Below are 18313 nucleotides of genomic sequence, written 5' to 3'. Positions count from 1 at the left end.
ACCGGCCGACGACGCGGCCACCACCCTGGACCGCACCCTGGAGACCCTCCAGGCGTGGCTCGCCGACGACCGGCTCGTCGGCACGCGCCTGCTCGTGGTCACCCGCGAAGCCGTCGCCACCGACACCTGGTCCGATGTCCGGGACCTGCCCGGTGCCGCCGTGTGGGGACTCGTACGCTCGGCACAGTCCGAGAACCCCGGCCGCATCGTGCTCGCCGACCTCGACACGGACCCCGCCTCCTGGCAGGCCCTGCCCGCCCTGCTCGGCACCGGAGAACCCCAACTGGCCCTGCGCCGGGGCATCGCGTACGCCCCCCGCCTCCTCCGCACGCACACCGACCCGGCTCTTCCCGTCCCCACCACGGACGCGCCGTGGCGGCTGGAGATCCCGGAAAAGGGCACGGTGGACAACCTGGTCCTCGCTCCCTGCCCCGACGCGGCCGAACCCCTCGGCCCTGGAAAGGTACGGATCGCCGTGCGCGCCGCAGGACTGAACTTCCGCGATGTCCTCAACTCCCTGGGCATGTACCCCGGCCACGCACCCCGCCTCGGCTCCGAGGTCGCCGGCATCGTCACCGCAACCGGCCCGGACGTGCCCGGACTCGGCGTCGGCGACCGCGTCATGGGCATGGCCGAGGGCGGTTTCGGCACGTTCGCCGTCGCCGACCACCGCGTACTGGTCCGCATGCCCCGGGACTGGACCTTCGTCCAAGCCGCCTCGGTCCCGGTGGTCTTCCTCACCGCCTACTACGCGCTGCACGACTTGGCCGGCCTCACCGCGGGGGAGACCCTCCTAGTGCACGCCGCCGCCGGCGGCGTCGGCATGGCCGCGGCCCAACTCGCCCGCCACTGGGGCGCGGAGGTGTACGGCACCGCCAGCGAGCCCAAGCTGGAACGGCTGCAGGCCGACGGATGGCCCGCCGGGCAGCTGGCCTCGTCCCGCACCCTCGACTTCGAGGAGCGGTTCCGCACCGCCACCGGCGGCCGGGGCATGGACGTCGTCCTCAACTCCCTCGCAGGAGAGTTCACCGACGCCTCGCTGCGGCTGCTGCAACCGGGCGGCCGCCTGATCGACATGGGCAAGACCGACGTCCGCGACGCCGAGGAGGTGGCCTGCGACCACCAGGGCGTCACCTACCGGGCGTTCGAACTGTCCGAGGCGGGACCCGAGCGCATCGGCCGCATGCTGGCCGAGGTGGTGACCCTCTTCGAGAACGGAGTGCTCCGCCTGCTGCCCGTCACCGCCTGGGACGTACGCCACGCCCGCGACGCGTTCCGTCACATGGCCCAGGCCCGCCACATCGGCAAGATCGTCCTGACCGTGTCCCGCCCCCTCGATCCCGAGGGCACCGTGCTGATCACCGGCGGCACCGGAGAACTGGGCGGGCTCCTCGCCCGTCACCTGGTGGCCGAACACGGCGTCCGCCACCTGCTGTTGACCGGCCGCCGAGGTCTCGACGCCCCGGGCGCCCGGGCCCTGTGCGACGAACTCGCCGCACTGGGAGCCCGGGTCACCGTGACCGCCTGCGACGTCTCCGACCGCCGGGCGGTCGCCGGGCTCCTCGCATCCGTCCCCGCACAGCACCCCCTGACCGCGGTCGTGCACGCCGCAGGCGTCCTTGACGACGGCGTGCTCGCCTCCCTGACCCCGGAACGCCTGCGGACCGTGCTGCGTCCCAAGGCCGACGCGGCACGCCACCTGCACGACCTGACCACACACCTCGACCTGGCCGCCTTCGTCCTGTTCTCCTCCGCCGCAGGCGTCTTCGGCGCACCGGGCCAGGGCAACTACGCCGCGGCCAACGCCTGCCTGGACGGGCTCGCCCAGCACCGCCGGGCCCACGGCCTGCCCGCCACCTCCATCGCCTGGAGCCTGTGGGACCGGACCAGCACCATGACCGGGCACCTCGCCGGCACCGACCGCCAACGGTCGGCGAAGTCGGGCATGCTGTCGCTGTCCGACGAGGACGGACTGGCCCTGTACGACGCCGCCGTCGCTGGACCATGGGCGCAGCTCGTCACCGTACGGCTGGACGGCGGCGCCCTGCGCTCCCGGACGGCGGACGAACTCCCGTCCTTGCTGCGGACCCTGGTCCGCGGCACCGCCCGGCGCGCCGTCGAGACCGGCACGGGCCCGGACGCCGACGACCTGCGAGCCCGCCTGGCCGTACTGCCCGGCACCGAACGGCGCGCCCTGCTGCTCGACCTCGTCACCACCTGCGCCGCCGCCGTGCTCGGACGCAGCAGCGCGGATCTGCCCGATCCGGACCGTGCCTTCCGCGACCTCGGCTTCGACTCGCTCACCGCCGTCGAACTGCGCAACAGGCTCACCACCGCCACCGGGCTGCGCCTGCCCGCCACCCTGGTCTTCGACCACCCGACCCCGACCGCCCTCGCGCAGCACCTCGACGGCGAACTCTTCGACGCGGAAGCCCCGGAGGCCACCCCGGAGGCCGCCACGGCAGCCTCCGGCGAGCCGATCGCGATCGTCGGCATGGCCTGCCGCTATCCCGGCGGGGTGCGGTCGCCCGAGGACCTGTGGACCCTGCTGGCCACCGGCACCGACGCCATCGCCGGTTTCCCGACCGACCGCGGCTGGGACCTCGGCCGGCTCTACGACTCCGTACCCGACCACCCCGACGCCTCCCGCACCCTGGATGGCGGATACCTCAACGACGCCGCCCATTTCGACGCCGGCTTCTTCGGCATCAGCCCCAACGAGGCCCTGATGATGGACCCCCAGCAGCGCGTGCTGCTGGAAACCGCCTGGGAAGCCTTCGAACGCGCAGGCATCGACCCCCGCTCGCTGCGCGGCAGCAGCACCGGTGTATTCGCCGGCCTCTCCTCCAGCGACTACATGACCGGCGCCGCGGACGTGCCCGACGAACTGGCGGGCTACGTCAACAACGGCAACGCGGTCAGCGTGGTCTCCGGCCGCGTCGCCTACACCCTGGGCCTGGAGGGCCCGGCCGTCACGGTCGACACCGCATGTTCCTCCTCGCTCGTGGCCCTCCACATGGCGGTGCAGGCGCTGCGCTCGGGCGAATGCTCGCTGGCGCTCGCCGGGGGTGTGACCGTCATGTCCTCCCCGGTGATCGTCGTGGACTTTTCCCGGCAGCGCGGCATGGCCCCCGACGGCCGCTGCAAACCCTTCGCCGCGGGCGCCGACGGCACCGGATTCTCCGAGGGCTCCGGGCTGCTCGTCGTCGAGCGGCTGTCCGACGCCCTGCGCAACGGGCATCAGGTCCTGGGCATCGTGCGCGGCTCCGCCGTCAACCAGGACGGTGCGAGCAATGGCCTCACGGCTCCCAACGGACCCTCCCAACAACGCGTCATACGCCAGGCCCTGGCGAACGCCGGTCTGACCCCGGCCGATGTCGACGTGGTCGAGGCCCATGGCACCGGAACGCGTCTGGGTGACCCGATCGAGGCCCAGGCGGTCCTGGCCGCCTACGGCCAGGACCGCGAACACCCGCTGCTGCTCGGCTCGGTGAAGTCCAACATCGGCCATACGCAGGCGGCGGCCGGCGTGGCAGGCGTCATCAAGATGGTGATGGCCATGCGCAACGGCGTACTGCCCAAGAGCCTGCACATCGACGCCCCCACCCCGTATGTGGACTGGTCCTCCGGCGCGGTCGGCCTGTTGACCGAGACCACCGACTGGCCGCACATCGAACGGCCCCGCCGGGCCGGGGTGTCCTCGTTCGGTATCAGCGGCACCAACGTCCACGTCATCCTCGAACAGGCCCCCGACACCGACACCGGCACCGGACCCGCGCCCGGAGCGGAACCGCCCGCGCGGACCGTACCCTGGCTGCTCTCCGCACGCAGCGAACCCGCCCTGCGCGGACAGGCACGGGCACTCCTCGCACACCTCGACGCCCACCCGGCCGCGCCCCTCGACACCGCCCACTCCCTGGCCACCCGGCGCGCCACGCTCGAACACCGGGCCGTCGCCATCGGCACGGACCCCGGCGAGCTGCGGGCCGCACTCGGCGCACTCGCCGACGGCATCCCGGCCCCCGGCATCGTCCACGGCCACCGTGCGACCGGCCGCGAGCGCAAGGTCGTCCTCGTCTTCCCCGGCCAGGGCTCGCAATGGGCCGGCATGGGCACAGAACTGCTCGACTCCTTCCCGGAGTTCGCCGAACGCATCGCCGAATGCGAGCTCGCCCTGGCGCCGCACGTCGACTGGTCGCTGCACGAGGTCCTGCGCGGCGCCGACGGCGCACCCGGCCTGGAGCGGGCCGACGTGGCCCAGCCCGTCCTGTGGGCCGTCATGGTCGCCCTCGCCGAGGTGTGGCGTGCCCACGGAGTCGAGCCGGCCGCGGTACTGGGTCACTCCCAGGGCGAGATCGCCGCGGCCTGTGTCGCCGGAGCCCTCTCGCTCGCGGACGCGGCCCGGGTGGTCGCCCTCCGCAGCAGGGCCATCGCCGACGGGCTCTCGGGCCACGGCGCCATGGTCTCGGTGACCGCGCCCCACGACGACCTTGTCGCACGGCTCGAGCCGTGGGGCGAGCGGATCTCCGTCGCCGCCGTCAACGGCCCCTCCACCGTGGTCCTCTCCGGCGAGAGCGGCGCTCTCGACGAACTGATCGCCGCGTGCGAACAGGACGGCATCCGGGCCAAGAAGGTCCCCGTCGACTACGCCTCACACTCCGCCCAGGTCGAGCGCATCCGCGACACCCTCCTGCACGACCTGGCCGGTCTCGGGACCGGCGAGCGCCGTACCCCCTTCTTCTCCACGGTGAACGGCGACTGGCTCGACGACGACACGCCCCTCGACGCCCACTACTGGTACGAGAACCTGCGCCGCACCGTCCGCCTGGAGGAATCGCTGCGCACCCTGCTCCAGCAGGGACATGACGTCTTCGTCGAATGCAGCCCGCACCCCGTCCTCACCATGGGCATCGAGGACACCAGCGCCGCCGTGGACGCCGAGGCGACTGTCATCGGCTCCCTGCGCCGCGACGACGGCGGCCCGGCCCGCATCCTCACCTCCCTGGCCGAGGCCCACGTGCACGGCGTCCGCGTCGACTGGCGCCCCGCCGTCCGGGGCGGCCGCGCAGCGGACCTGCCGACCTACGCCTTCCAGCGCGAGCGGTACTGGTGGCAGGCGGCCCCGCACAGCAGCGGCAGCCCCGACCCGGCCGGCCTGGACACGGTCGTCCGCCCGGCGAACGAGGACACCGTCCTCCTCACCGGAACCATCGGCCTCGGCACCCACCCGTGGCTCGCCGACCACACCGTCCTGGGCTCCGTGGTCGTCCCGGGCAGCCTGCTCCTCGAATGGGCCGTCCGTGCGGCGGACGAGGCCGGCTGTGCGGCCGTCGCCGAACTCGCCCAGCAGCAGCCGCTGATCCTGCCCGACGGCGGCCCGGCCGAGATTCAGGTCACCGTCGGCACCGCAGCCGGCGAGGCCGGCCACCGCCCGGTCACCGTGTACGCCCGCGCAGCCGGATCCGACGGAGCATGGGCCCGTCACGCCGACGGCATCCTCGCCGCCGCGCACGATGCGGCACCTGCTCCCGGCGACGAGCTCTGGCCGCCGCAGGACGCCGTCCCGGTCGACGTCGAGCAGCTCCGGCAGCGGCTCGCCGACCACGGATTCGACCACGGCCCGCTGTTCCGGACGGTACGTGCCGTCTGGCGCCGGAACGACGAGACCTTCGCCGACGTGGGCCTCCCCGACGGAACCGGGGCGTCGGCAGCGGGATTCCGGATCCATCCGGCCCTCCTCCAGGCACCCCTCGTCCTGGTGACCGCCGACGGTACCCCCGGTCTCCCGGCATCCTGGCGTGGAGTGTCGGTCCCGGCCACCGGTGCGACCCGGCTCCGCCTGCGGCTCACTCCCGCACCGGACGGCACCGTCGCCCTCACCGCCACCGACAGCACCGGAGCACCCGTTCTCACTATCGACTCGGTCACTACACGGCCGGTCTCGGAGGAGCAGCTCACCGCACGCGGCGACAGCCTGTTCCGCGTCGCATGGACCCCTCTGGACGTCAACGCGGTTGAACCGTCCGCCACATGGGCCGTCCTCGGCGACGACACCAGGACGCTCAAGGCCCTTCAGAACACTGGAACACCGGTGCGCGTCTTCGAGGCCCTCACCGCCCTCGCCACGGCACCGGACGAGGACATGCCGGCCACCGTGCTGCTGCGCCTCACGGGCGGGGAACGTGACACCCCCACGGTCGTGCACGAATCCGTCCGGACCGCCCTGCGTCTCGCCCAGCTGTGGGTGAGCGATCCTCGCTTCGCCAGGTCACGGCTGGTCCTGCTGACCGAAGGCGCGGTCGCCGCCGCCCCGCAGGACGAAGTGACGGCCCTGGCGGACGCCGCAGTCCGGGGCCTGATCCGCTCGGCCCAGTCCGAACACCCCGGCCGCTTCCTGCTCGTCGACACCGACGGCGACGCGGCCTCCGACGCGGTACTCGCCACTGCTGCGGCAGCCGCTGCGGCCGCCGGAGAAACCCAACTGGCCATCCGTGGCGGTGTGGTGACGGTTCCCCGTCTCCTCCCCGCAGACCGGGGCGCCGAGCAGCAATCCCCGTCTTCCTGGCAGGAGAACGGCACCGTCCTCATCACCGGCGGCACCGGAACTCTCGGCAGCCTCGTCGCCCGGCACCTCGTCACCCGCCATGGTGTACGCCACCTGCTGCTGACCTCCCGGCGCGGACCGGCCGCCCCCGGCGCCGACGCCCTGCGCGACGAACTCACCTCCCTGGGCGCCGAGGTGACCATCACCGCCTGCGACACCGCCGACCGGCAGCAGCTCGCCGACGTCCTCGCCGCAGTCCCGGCCGACCGCCCGCTCACCGCCGTCGTGCACGCCGCAGGTGTGCTCCACGACGCGCTCCTGGAGAGCCTGACGGTCGAACACATGGAAGAAGTGCTGTGCCCCAAGGCCGACGCCGCCTGGAACCTGCACGAACTGACCCGCGACGCGAAGCTGTCGGCCTTCGTCCTCTTCTCCTCCTTCTCCGGAGTCGTCGGCGGCATGGGCCAGACCAACTACGCGGCGGCCAACGCCTTCCTCGACGCCCTCGCCGACCACCGCCGGGCGCAAGGACTCACGGCTGTCTCCCTGGCATGGGGATACTGGCAGGAATCGAGTGGAATGACAGGCACATTGGACGATGCGGACGTTGCCCGCTTCGCGCGCGCCGGACTGCGGCCACTGCCGACCGACCACGCACTCAACCTGTTCGACGCGGCAATCGGTACGGCCCCCGGCCAGGACAGCGCCCTGCTGGTGCCCGTCCGGCTCGACCTCACCACGCTGCGTTCCGCCGACGTCCCGCCCCTGCTGCGCGCCCTCGCACCCGTCCGCCGCACACCTGTGCGCAGGACCGTCGACGCCGACACCGTCGGCCGCGACCAGGCCTTCACGGAGCGGCTGGCCGGACTGACCGAAGCACAGCAGGAGGACCGGCTGCTCCAGTTGATCAACCGCCACGCGGCCGCCGTACTCGGTCACTCCTCACCCGAGGCGATCGAACCGGAACGCGGCTTCCTCGACCTCGGCATGTCCTCGCTGACGGCCGTGGAACTCCGTAACCGCCTCAACGCCGAAACCGGACTGCGCCTGCCCACCACGGCCGTCTTCGACCACCCGACCCCCGCGGACCTGGCCCGCCACCTGCGGACCCACCTCGGTACCGAACCGGCCGAACCGGTCTTCACCGAGCTCGACACCCTCGAGACGGCCCTCTCGGCCGCCGAGCTGGACGCCGAGGCCCGTGCCCGGCTCATCGCCCGGCTCAAGTCCCTCCAATGGAAACTCGACGCCGCCGACGCGGACGGGCCCGGCGAAGGCGGCAACGACGCCGACCTCGAGGCCTCGACCGACGACGAGATGTTCGACCTGATCGACAAAGAACTCGGCCTCGCCTGAAAAGCCCAGCCGAACCTCCCCCTTCGTTTCTCCTGCGAGGTTTCCCGCCCATGTCCAGCTCCTCCGAAGACAAGCTCCGCGACTACCTCAAGAAGGTCACCGCCGACCTGCGGCGCACCAAGCATCGGCTGGAGTCCGCCGAGGCCAGGGACAGCGAGCCGATCGCTGTCATCGGCATGGCCTGCCGCTTCCCCGGAGGCGTCCGGTCGCCGGAGGACCTGTGGCAACTCGTCGTCGACGGCACCGACGCCATCGCTCCGCTCCCCGATGACCGCGGGTGGGACGTGGCCTCCCTCTACGACCCCCGCCCGGGCACCCCTGGCAAGACCTACGTCCGCCACGGCGGATTCGTCGATGGAGCGGGCGACTTCGACGCCGACCTCTTCGGCATCGCACCGCGCGAGGCCCTGGCCATGGACCCGCAGCAGCGCCTCCTGCTGGAATCCGCCTGGGAGGCCATCGAACGGGCCCGCATCAACCCGGCCTCCCTGCGCGGAAGCGAGACCGGCGTCTTCGTCGGCGGCGCGGACAGCGACTACGGATCCCTCGCAGAACGGTCGGAGGAGACGGAGGGACACCTGCTGACCGGCGGCGCGGTGAGCGTCCTCTCCGGCCGCATCTCCTACACCCTCGGCCTGGAAGGGCCGGCAGTCACCGTCGACACCGCCTGCTCCTCCGCCCTCGTGGCCCTCCACCTGGCCGTCCGCGCCCTGCGTGCCGGCGAGTGCTCGATGGCCCTGGCCGGCGGCGTCGCCGTCATGCCCACCCCCCGCCTGTTCACCGAGTTCTCCCGTCAGCGAGGGCTTGCCGCCGATGGCCGTTGCAAGGCCTTCGCCGAAGCCGCCGACGGCACCTCGTGGGCCGAGGGCGTCGGCATCCTGCTCGTGGAACGCCTCTCCGACGCCCGCCGCAACGGCCACGAGGTCCTGGCCGTCGTGCGCGGCTCCGCCGTCAACCAGGACGGTGCCAGCAGCCGGCTCGCCGCCCCCAACGGCCCCTCCCAGCAGCGCGTCATCCAGGCCGCCCTCGCCAACGCACGGCTCACCGCCGACCAGGTCGACACAGTCGAGGCCCACGGCACCGGTACCGCCCTGGGCGACCCCATCGAGGCCCAGGCCCTGCTCGCCACCTACGGCCGCAACCGCCCCGCCGGCCGACCGCTGTTGCTCGGTGCTGTGAAGTCCAACATCGGCCACGCCCAGGCCGCCGCGGGCATGGCCGGCGTCATCAAGACGATCATGGCCATGCGCCACGGGGTCCTGCCCAAGACCCTTCACGTCGACGCACCGACCTCGCACGTCGACTGGAGCACGGGCGCGGTCGAGCTGCTGACCGAACGCACCGACTGGCCCGACACCGGCCGTCCGCGCCGCGCAGGCGTCTCGGCCTTCGGTATCAGCGGCACCAACGCACATATCGTCCTGGAACAGGGCGAGCCGCTGGAGACCACCCCCGAGGCCGCCGGGATGCCGGTCACGCCCGGTGTCGTCCCGTGGATCCTCTCCGGCAGGAATGAGACGGCGCTCCGGGCCCAGGCGGCCCGGCTGCTCACCCACGTCCGCCACCAGGGCGCAGAAAAGCCGGGGGACATCGGATACTCGCTGGCAACGAGCCGGGCGGCGTTCCCGCATCGGGCGGTGGTGCTCGCCGAGGACCGGGAGACCGCGCTGAGCAGCCTCGCCGCCCCGGAGGCCGGTGAGGCTGCTGCCGGTGTGGTGGAGGGGGCGGTGCGTGCGGGCAAGTGCGCGGTGCTGTTCTCGGGACAGGGCTCGCAGCGGCTGGGGATGGGGCGCGAACTGTATGGCCGGTTCCCGGCGTTCGCCGAGGCGCTGGATGCGGTGTGCGCGGAGCTCGACGAGCGGTTGGAGCGCCCTCTTCGGGATGTCATCTGGGGTGATGATGCCGGTCTGTTGGACCGGACTGTGTTCGCCCAGGCTGGGTTGTTCGCGGTCGAGATGGCGTTGTTCCGTCTGGTGGAGTCGTGGGGGGTACGCCCGGACTTCGTGGCTGGGCATTCGATCGGTGAGGTGGCGGCTGCGCATGTGGCCGGGGTGTTCTCGCTGGCCGACGCGTGTGCCTTGGTTGCGGCGCGTGGCCGTCTGATGCAGGCCCTGCCGGCCGGTGGCGCCATGCTCGCCGTGCAGGCGACGGAGGACGAAGTCCTGCCCCTGCTGGGCGAGTCCGTCTCCATAGCGGCTGTCAACGGCCCGTCCTCCGTCGTGGTTTCGGGCGTCGAAGACGCTGTGCGCGAGATCGGCGCGTACTTCGGGAGCCGGGACCGCAAGACGACCAGTCTTCGTGTCTCCCATGCCTTCCACTCACCGCTCATGAACCCGATGCTGGACGACTTCCGTGCCGTCGTGCGCCGCCTGTCGCCGCAAGCACCGGCCGTTCCCGTCGTGTCCAACCTGACCGGCGAGCTCGCCACGAGCGAGCAGCTGTGCTCCCCGGACTACTGGGTGGACCATGTCCGTGAGACGGTGCGTTTCGCCGACGGTGTGCGTGCTCTGCACGCCGCGGGCGTCAACCGGTTCCTCGAACTGGGCCCGGACGGCGTCCTGTCCGCCATGGCCGCCGAATCTGTGACGGACGACAGCGCATTCATTCCGGTCCTGCGCAAGGGGCAGGACGAGGAGACCACGGCCGTCGAAGCCATGGCGCACTTGTACATCTCAGGGATTCCGGTCGACTGGGCGGCGATGTTCACCGGAACCGGCGCCGCACTGACGGACCTGCCGACCTATGCTTTCCAGCACCGCCGCTTCTGGCCCGAGGCGACCGCGCCCGTCGCCGACATCAGGGGCGCAGGACTCGACGCCATGGACCACCCGCTGCTCATGGCGTCTGCCGAACTCCCCGACGCCGAAGGCATCCTGTTCACCACGAGGCTGTCGGTGCAGTCGCACCCCTGGCTGGCCGACCACGTGGTGATGGGATCGGTGCTGCTGCCCGGCACCGCGTTCCTGGAGCTGGCGATGCGCGCCGCCGACGAAGCCGGCTGCGACCTGGTGGAGGAACTCACCCTGGCCGCGCCCCTCGCGCTGCCCGAACACGGCGGCGTACAGCTGCAACTGCGTGTCGGAGCGGCCGACGACGACGGCCGCCGCACCGTCACCGTGCGCTCCCGGCGCGAAGACGCAGAAGGGGAACCCTGGCTCCGGCACGCCACAGGCGTGCTGGCGACGGGGGAGCGGACGGCCGCCTTCGGCGCCACGACGTGGCCGCCCGCCGACGCCGACCCCGTGGATCTGTCCGGCCTCTACGGCCGCATGTCCGAAGGCGGATTCGACTACGGCCCCCTCTTCCAGGGACTGCGGGCGGCATGGCGGCAGGGCGACGACGTCTTCGCGGAGGTGAGTCTCCCGGAGACGGCCGAGAAGGAAGCGGCTGTCTTCGGCCTGCACCCGGCTCTGCTCGACGCGGCACTGCACGTCACCGCATTCAACGGCATGCCGAAGAGCGTGGTGCCGTTCTCCTGGGAGGGCGTCTCGCTCCACGCGTCCGGCGCATCGGCCGTCCGCGTACGGGTGACGCGCACGGGCCAGGAATCCGTGGCGGTGGCGTTGGCCGATATCCACGGAGGGCCTGTGGCCTCCGTGGAATCCTTGGTGCTCAGGCCCGTACCGGCTGAGCAGATGAGCGAATCGGTGCGGACCGCCACGGGCCGGGATTCGCTGTTCCGCGTGGAGTGGTCACCGGTCCGTGCGGCGGGAGACGCCACCGTGGCATTCGCGGAGGTCGACTGCGCCGCGGAAGCGCTGGTGCGGATCCCGGCACACGTGCCGGACGCGGTACTCGTGCGCCCGGTCACCAGTGACGACGCCGTGGTGGGGTCGGTGCACGAGACGGCATCGCGTGTGTTGGCTGTGGTGCAGGCGTGGCTGGGCGAGGAACGGTTCGAGGCGTCACGTCTGGTTGTGGTGACGCGGGGCGCGACGTCGGGAGCGGATCTTGCTGCGGCGTCGGTATGGGGTCTGGTGCGTTCGGCGGCCTCGGAGAATCCGGGCCGGTTCGGCTTGGTGGATCTCGAAGGTGACGAGGAGGCGTGCCTGTGCGCGCTGCCGAAGGCGCTGGCGCTCGACGAGCCTCAGCTGCTGATCCGTGAAGGCGAAGTCCTCGCGGCCCGGCTGGCTCGGGTTCCTACGCCGGACGTGGCCACTGCGCCGGTGTGGGGCGCCGAGGGCACGGTGTTGATCACGGGCGGTACGGGCGGCCTGGGCCGTGTGATGGCGCGCCATCTGGTGACTGAGCGGGGTGTGCGGAGCCTGCTGCTGGTGAGCCGCCGTGGCGCTGCCGCGGACGGTGCGGAGGCACTGGTGGCCGAACTGGTCGGTTGCGGTGCCGAGGTGAGCGTCGAGGCATGCGACCTCTCCGACCGCACGGCCGTCGCCGACCTCGTTGCCCGCAACCCCGTGCGCGCCGTGATCCATACGGCAGGAGTCCTCGACGACGGCGTGATCGCCTCCCTGACTCCCGAGCGCCTGGCGGCCGTTCTGCGTCCGAAGGTGGACGCGGCGTGGAACGTGCACGAGGCCACCAAGGACCTGGACGTGTCGGCGTTCGTCCTCTTCTCGTCCGTGTCCGGCATCTTCGGCGGAGCCGGCCAGGCCAACTACGCAGCGGGCAACACCTTCCTGGACGCACTCGCACAGCACCGCCGTGCCCAGGGCCTGCCCGCCGTGTCGCTGGCCTGGGGTCCTTGGACCCAGGACGGCGGCATGACCGGCACGCTGAGCGAAACCGACGTCCGGCGCATCGCGCGCACCGGCATGACCGAACTCGGTGCGGCGGACGGCGCGATGCTCTTCGACGCAGGGCTGGACGCTGCCGCCGCTGAAGCCGTCGTCCTGCCCGTGCGGTTCGACTTCGCCGCGCTGCGCGCGCAGGACGAGGTTCCGGCACTGTTGCGCGGCCTGGTGCGGGCCCGTGCACGGCGCTCGGTGGTGGCCGGTTCACCGGCAACCGCAGGCCTGGTGCAGCGCCTCGCCGCCCTGTCCGCCGATGAACGGTACGAAACAGTGCTCGACCTCGTGCGCGCCCAGGCCGCCATGGTGCTCGGCCACTCCGGCGCGTCGGACGTCGAACCGACAAGGGCGTTCCAGGACCTCGGCTTCGACTCCCTGACCGCCGTGGAACTGCGCAACCGGCTGAACGGGACGCTGGGCCTGCGTCTGTCGGCCACAACCGTGTTCGACTACCCCTCGGCGGGTACCCTCGCCCGCTTCCTGCTCGACCAGCTGTTCGATACGGAAGCCGCGGTAGTGGCTCCGGTCCGTGCGCTGCCGTCGGTGGCGGACGATCCGGTGGTGATCGTGGGGATGGCCTGCCGGTACCCGGGTGGTGTCGAGTCGCCCGAGGACCTGTGGGAGCTGGTCTCCGAGGGCGTGGACGCCGTCTCCGACTTCCCGGCCGACCGCGGCTGGGACATGGAGGCCCTTTTCAGCGGCGACCGCGAGGCGCTGGGCACATCGCACACACGCAAGGGCGGTTTCCTCCACCAGGCGCCCGAGTTCGACCCGGATTTCTTCGGGATGAGTCCGCGGGAGGCGTTGGCGACGGATGCGCAGCAGCGTCTGCTGCTGGAGACGTCCTGGGAGGCGGTCGAGCGGGCGGGTATCGACCCGGTGTCGCTGCGCGGCAGCAGCACCGGCGTCTTCGCCGGCGTGATGTATGCCGACTACCGCACCATGCTCTCCGGAGGCCAGTTCGAAGGCTTCCGGGGCAACGGCACCGCACCGAGCATCGCATCGGGCCGGGTGTCCTACACCTTCGGCTTCGAAGGCCCCGCGGTGACCGTGGACACGGCCTGCTCCTCTTCGCTCGTCGCTCTCCACTGGGCGGCACAGGCATTGCGCTCGGGCGAGTGCTCGCTGGCCCTGGCGGGCGGTGTGACGGTGATGGCCACTCCGACCACGTTCGTGGAGTTCTCCCGCCAGGGCGGACTCGCACCCGATGGGCGCTGCAAGGCGTTTGCGGATGCTGCGGATGGTGTGGGCTGGTCCGAGGGCGTGGGTGTGCTGGTGCTGGAGCGCCTGTCGGATGCCCGGCGTTATGGTCACCGTGTGCTGGCTGTGGTGCGTGGGTCTGCGGTGAATCAGGATGGTGCGAGCAATGGGTTGACGGCGCCGAATGGTCCGTCGCAGCAGCGGGTGATCCGGCAGGCGCTGGCCAGTGGTGGTCTGTCGGCGTCGGATGTGGACGTGGTCGAGGCACACGGTACGGGTACGACGCTGGGTGACCCGATCGAGGCCCAGGCGCTGCTGGCGGCTTACGGCCAGGACCGTGATCCCGAACGGCCGTTGCTGCTGGGCTCGATCAAATCCAACATCGGTCACACCCAAGCTGCGGCCGGTGTGGCGGGCGTCATCAAGATGGTCATGGCGATGAGGCACGGTACCCTGCCGCGCACCCTGCACGTGGACGCCCCGTCCTCGCATGTGGACTGGTCCGCCGGCGCGGTGGAACTGCTGAAGCAGGAGCGGGCGTGGCCGACGGGCGCCGGACCGCGTCGTGCGGGTGTGTCCTCGTTCGGCATCAGCGGCACGAACGCGCACGTGGTACTGGAGCGGCCCGAGCCGATGCAAGAGCCGGCTATTGCCGGCGCGCTGGCGGTGGAGCCCGGCATGGTCCCGCTGGTGCTGTCGGGTAAGTCCGAGGCAGCGCTGAGGGGTCAGGGACTACGCCTGCTTGCCACCTTGAATGAACAGGCCGAGCTGCATCTGGCGGATGTGGGCTGGTCACTCGCCGCCGAGCGGTCGATGTTCGCTCACCGTGCAGTGGTGCTTGCTGGGGACAGGGAGACCGCACTGAACGGCCTTGCGGCTCTGTCGGCGGGTGAAGCTGCAGCCGGTGTGGTCGAGGGGGCGGTGAGCGCGGGAAAGTCCGCGGTGCTGTTCTCGGGGCAAGGCTCGCAGCGCCTGGGGATGGGGCGTGAACTCCACGCTCGCTTCCCGGTGTTCGCAGAAGCCTTCGATGCGGTGTGTGCGGAGCTGGACGGGCACCTGGAGCAGCCTGTCCGTGACGTCGTCTGGGGCGACGACGCCGATCTGTTGGATCGGACTGTGTTCGCCCAGGCTGGGTTGTTCGCGGTCGAGGTGGCGTTGTTCCGTCTGGTGGAGTCGTGGGGGGTACGTCCCGATTTCGTGGCCGGGCATTCGATTGGTGAGGTGGCGGCTGCGCATGTGGCCGGTGTGTTCTCGCTGGCCGACGCGTGCAAGCTGGTCGCGGCGCGTGGTCGGCTGATGCAGGCCCTGCCGGCGGGCGGTGCCATGCTCGCTGTCCAGGCGACGGAGGACGAAGTCCTGCCCCTGCTTGGCGAGTCCGTCTCCGTCGCGGCTGTCAACGGCCCGTCTTCCGTGGTGATCTCGGGCTCCGAAGACGCCGTACAGGAGATCGGCACGCACTTCAGGAGCAGGGATCGCAAGACGACCCGCTTGCGGGTTTCGCACGCCTTCCACTCGCCGCTCATGGACCCGATGCTCGGAGAATTCGGCCGCGTCGTGGCAGGGCTGTCTTTCGAAGCCCCATCGATGCCCGTCGTCTCCAACCTCTCCGGTGAGCTCGGCACCGGAGAGCAGCTGTGCACCCCGGACTACTGGGTGGACCATGTCCGTGAGACGGTGCGCTTCGCCGACGGTATGCGTGTTCTGCATGCCGAGGGGGTCAGCCGTTTCCTCGAACTGGGCCCGGACGGCGTCCTGTCCGCCATGGCCGCCGAATCCGTCCCGGACAGTGGAGCGCTCTTTGCTCCCGTCCTGCGCAAGGGCGGGGACGAGGAGGCAACGGCGCTCACGGCACTTGCCCACCTGCACGTCCACGGCGCCAAGGTCGACTGGTCCGCGCTGTTCACCGGAACGGGGGTGCGCAGCGTCGACCTGCCGACCTATGCCTTCCAACGACGGCGATTCTGGCCGATGGGTGGGGCGGTCGGCACGGGCGATGTACGGGCCGCGGGCCTTCGGTCCGCACAACACCCGCTGCTCGGCGCGGCGGTGGAACTGGTGGAAACGGACGGCTTCCTGTTCACGGGCCGGCTGTCGGTGGATGCGCACCCGTGGCTGATAGATCACGTCGTGCAGGGCACCGTGCTCGTACCGGGCACTGTCCTGCTCGAACTGGCCGTCCGTGCTGCCGATGAGGCCGGCTGCGACGTGGTGGAGGAGCTGACGCTCGCTGCACCGCTGACGCTGCCCGAACACGGCGCCGTGCAGCTGCAGGTGTGGGTCGGCGCGCCGGACGACTCCGGCCGACGGCCCGTCAGCGTCCACTCCCGCGCCGACACCGGGCAGTCGCCGTGGACCCTGCACGCCAGTGGTGTGCTCGCATCGGACAGCGCCGTACCCGCGTCGTTCGACACGTCGGTATGGCCGCCGACGGGTGCCGAGCCGCTGGATGTGATCGGTGCGTACGAGCGCATGGCCGAGGGAGGCTTCGTCTACGGGCCTGCGTTCCAGGGACTCCGGGCCGCTTGGCGGCTCGGGGACGAGGTGTTCGCCGAGGTCGCCCTGCCCGATGGCATGGACGGCGCCGCGTTCGGTCTGCACCCGGCACTTTTCGACGCGTGCCTGCACGCCTCGGTGTTCATGGACATCCAGAACGGTGTGCCGTTCTCGTGGTCCGGAGTGATGCTGCACGCGTCGGGCGCCTCGGCGGCGCGCGTGAGGTTGTCGCGCTCAGGAGCGGACGCAGTGGTGCTGGCGATTGCTGACAGCACAGGCGCACCGATCGCCTCGGTCGAGGCACTGGTGGTACGTCCGGTCACCGAGGGGCAGCTGGGGGCACCGGACACCCTTGTCCGCGACGGACTGTTCAGCCTTGAATGGACGCCGGTCCGGGTGGCAGGTGACGTCCCCGTGACGTTCGTAAAGGTCGAGGACACTGCGGAAGCTCTGGCCGGGGTACTGGCGGAAGTGCCGGACGTGGTGCTGGTGGAGCCCGTCGCCGCTGATGGAGGTGTGGTGGAGTCGGCGCATGCGGCAGTGTCGCGTGTGCTGGGTCTGGTGCAGCAGTGGCTGGCGGAGGAGCGGTTCGGGGCGTCGCGTTTGGTGTTTGTGACGCGGGGGGCGGCGTCGGGTGGGGGTCTTGCTGCGGCGTCGGTGTGGGGTCTGGTGCGTTCTGCGGTTTCGGAGCATCCGGGTCGGTTTGGTCTGGTGGACTTCGAAGGCGATGAGGATGCCTGCCGTGCTGTGTTGCCGCGGGCCCTCGCGTTGGATGAGCCGCAGCTGCTGGTTCGTGAGGGCGAGCTTCTGGCGGCTCGGTTGGCGCGGGTTCCCGTGCCGGATGCGGCCGGTGTGCTGGTGTGGGGCACCGGGGGCACGGTTCTGGTCACGGGTGGTACGGGTGGTCTGGGTCGTGTGGTGGCACGGCACTTGGTGGTGGTGCATGGTGTGCGGAGTCTGCTGCTGGTGAGTCGGCGGGGGGCTGCGGCGGTGGGTGCCGAGGAGCTGGTGGCGGAACTTGCCGGTCTTGGTGCGGAGGTGAATATCGAGGCGTGTGACGTTTCTGATCGCGTGGCTGTTGCCGACCTGATCGCCCGTTACCCTGTGCGTGCTGTGATCCACACGGCGGGAGTCCTCGACGACGGCACGGTCGCTTCCCTGACTCCCGAGCGTCTGGGGGCTGTTCTGCGTCCGAAGGTGGACGCGGCGTGGAACCTGCACGAAGCCACCAAGGACCTGGACCTGTCGGCGTTCGTCCTCTTCTCGTCGGTAGCAGCGACTTTCGGAAGCGCGGGCCAGGCCAACTACGCCGCGGCCAACGCCTTCCTGGATGCTCTCGCACAGCACCGCCGGGCCCAGGGGCTGCCCGCCGCGTCGCTCGCATGGGGTCCCTGGACCCAGAGCGACGGCATGACCGGAGAGTTGAGCGCGGCTGATGCCGAGCGCATCACACGGCTCGGCATGCCGGCGATGTCGCCCGAGCAGGGCGTCACGCTCTTCGATGCTGCACTGGCCGACGAGCGGGCCGTGGTCCTGCCGGTTCGCCTGGACCTCACGGTGCAGAAGGAACAGCACGAGATTCCCGCGCTGCTGCGCGGACTGGTACGGGCACGTGCGCGGCGCTCGGCAGTGGGAGGCCCGGCGGCCGCGGCCGGTTTGGTGCAGCGCCTGTCCGGTCTCTCCGCGGACGAGCGGCGTGAGACGCTGCTCGACCTGGTACGCGGCCAGATCGCCACAGTCCTGGGGCACGCGGAGGCCGGCACGGTCGACCCGACGAGGGCGTTCCAGGACCTCGGCTTCGACTCGCTGACGGCAGTCGAGCTGCGCAACCGCCTCGGGCTGGTGACGGGCCTGCGGCTGCCCGCGACGGTGGTGTTCGACCACCCCTCGGCCGGGGCACTGGCCGGATTCCTGCTGGACGAGCTGCTGGGAACGGAGACCGCGATAGCGGCTCCGGTTCGTGCGCTGTCGTCGG

At 71.3% G+C, this 18313-nt stretch carries 2 protein-coding genes (1 of these 2 cut by a window edge); both read left to right on the top strand.

Going from position 1 to position 18313, the window contains the following annotated elements:
* Positions 1-7900: the end of an SDR family NAD(P)-dependent oxidoreductase gene (locus ACLHRZ_RS32270; RefSeq protein ID WP_490422145.1), read on the top strand. It extends 11879 nt beyond the left edge of the window; 7900 of the gene's 19779 nt are visible here — the last part of the coding sequence; the start codon falls outside the window, past its left edge; its stop codon occupies positions 7898-7900.
* A partial coding sequence (locus ACLHRZ_RS32265; protein WP_490422146.1) for an SDR family NAD(P)-dependent oxidoreductase occupies positions 7897-18313 on the top strand: 10417 nt, incomplete at its 3' end. The genes ACLHRZ_RS32270 and ACLHRZ_RS32265, both read left to right, overlap by 4 nt.

The organism is Streptomyces sp. AM25 (genome assembly GCF_058146165.1).
This window is presented reverse-complemented; position numbering and strand designations above follow the sequence as displayed.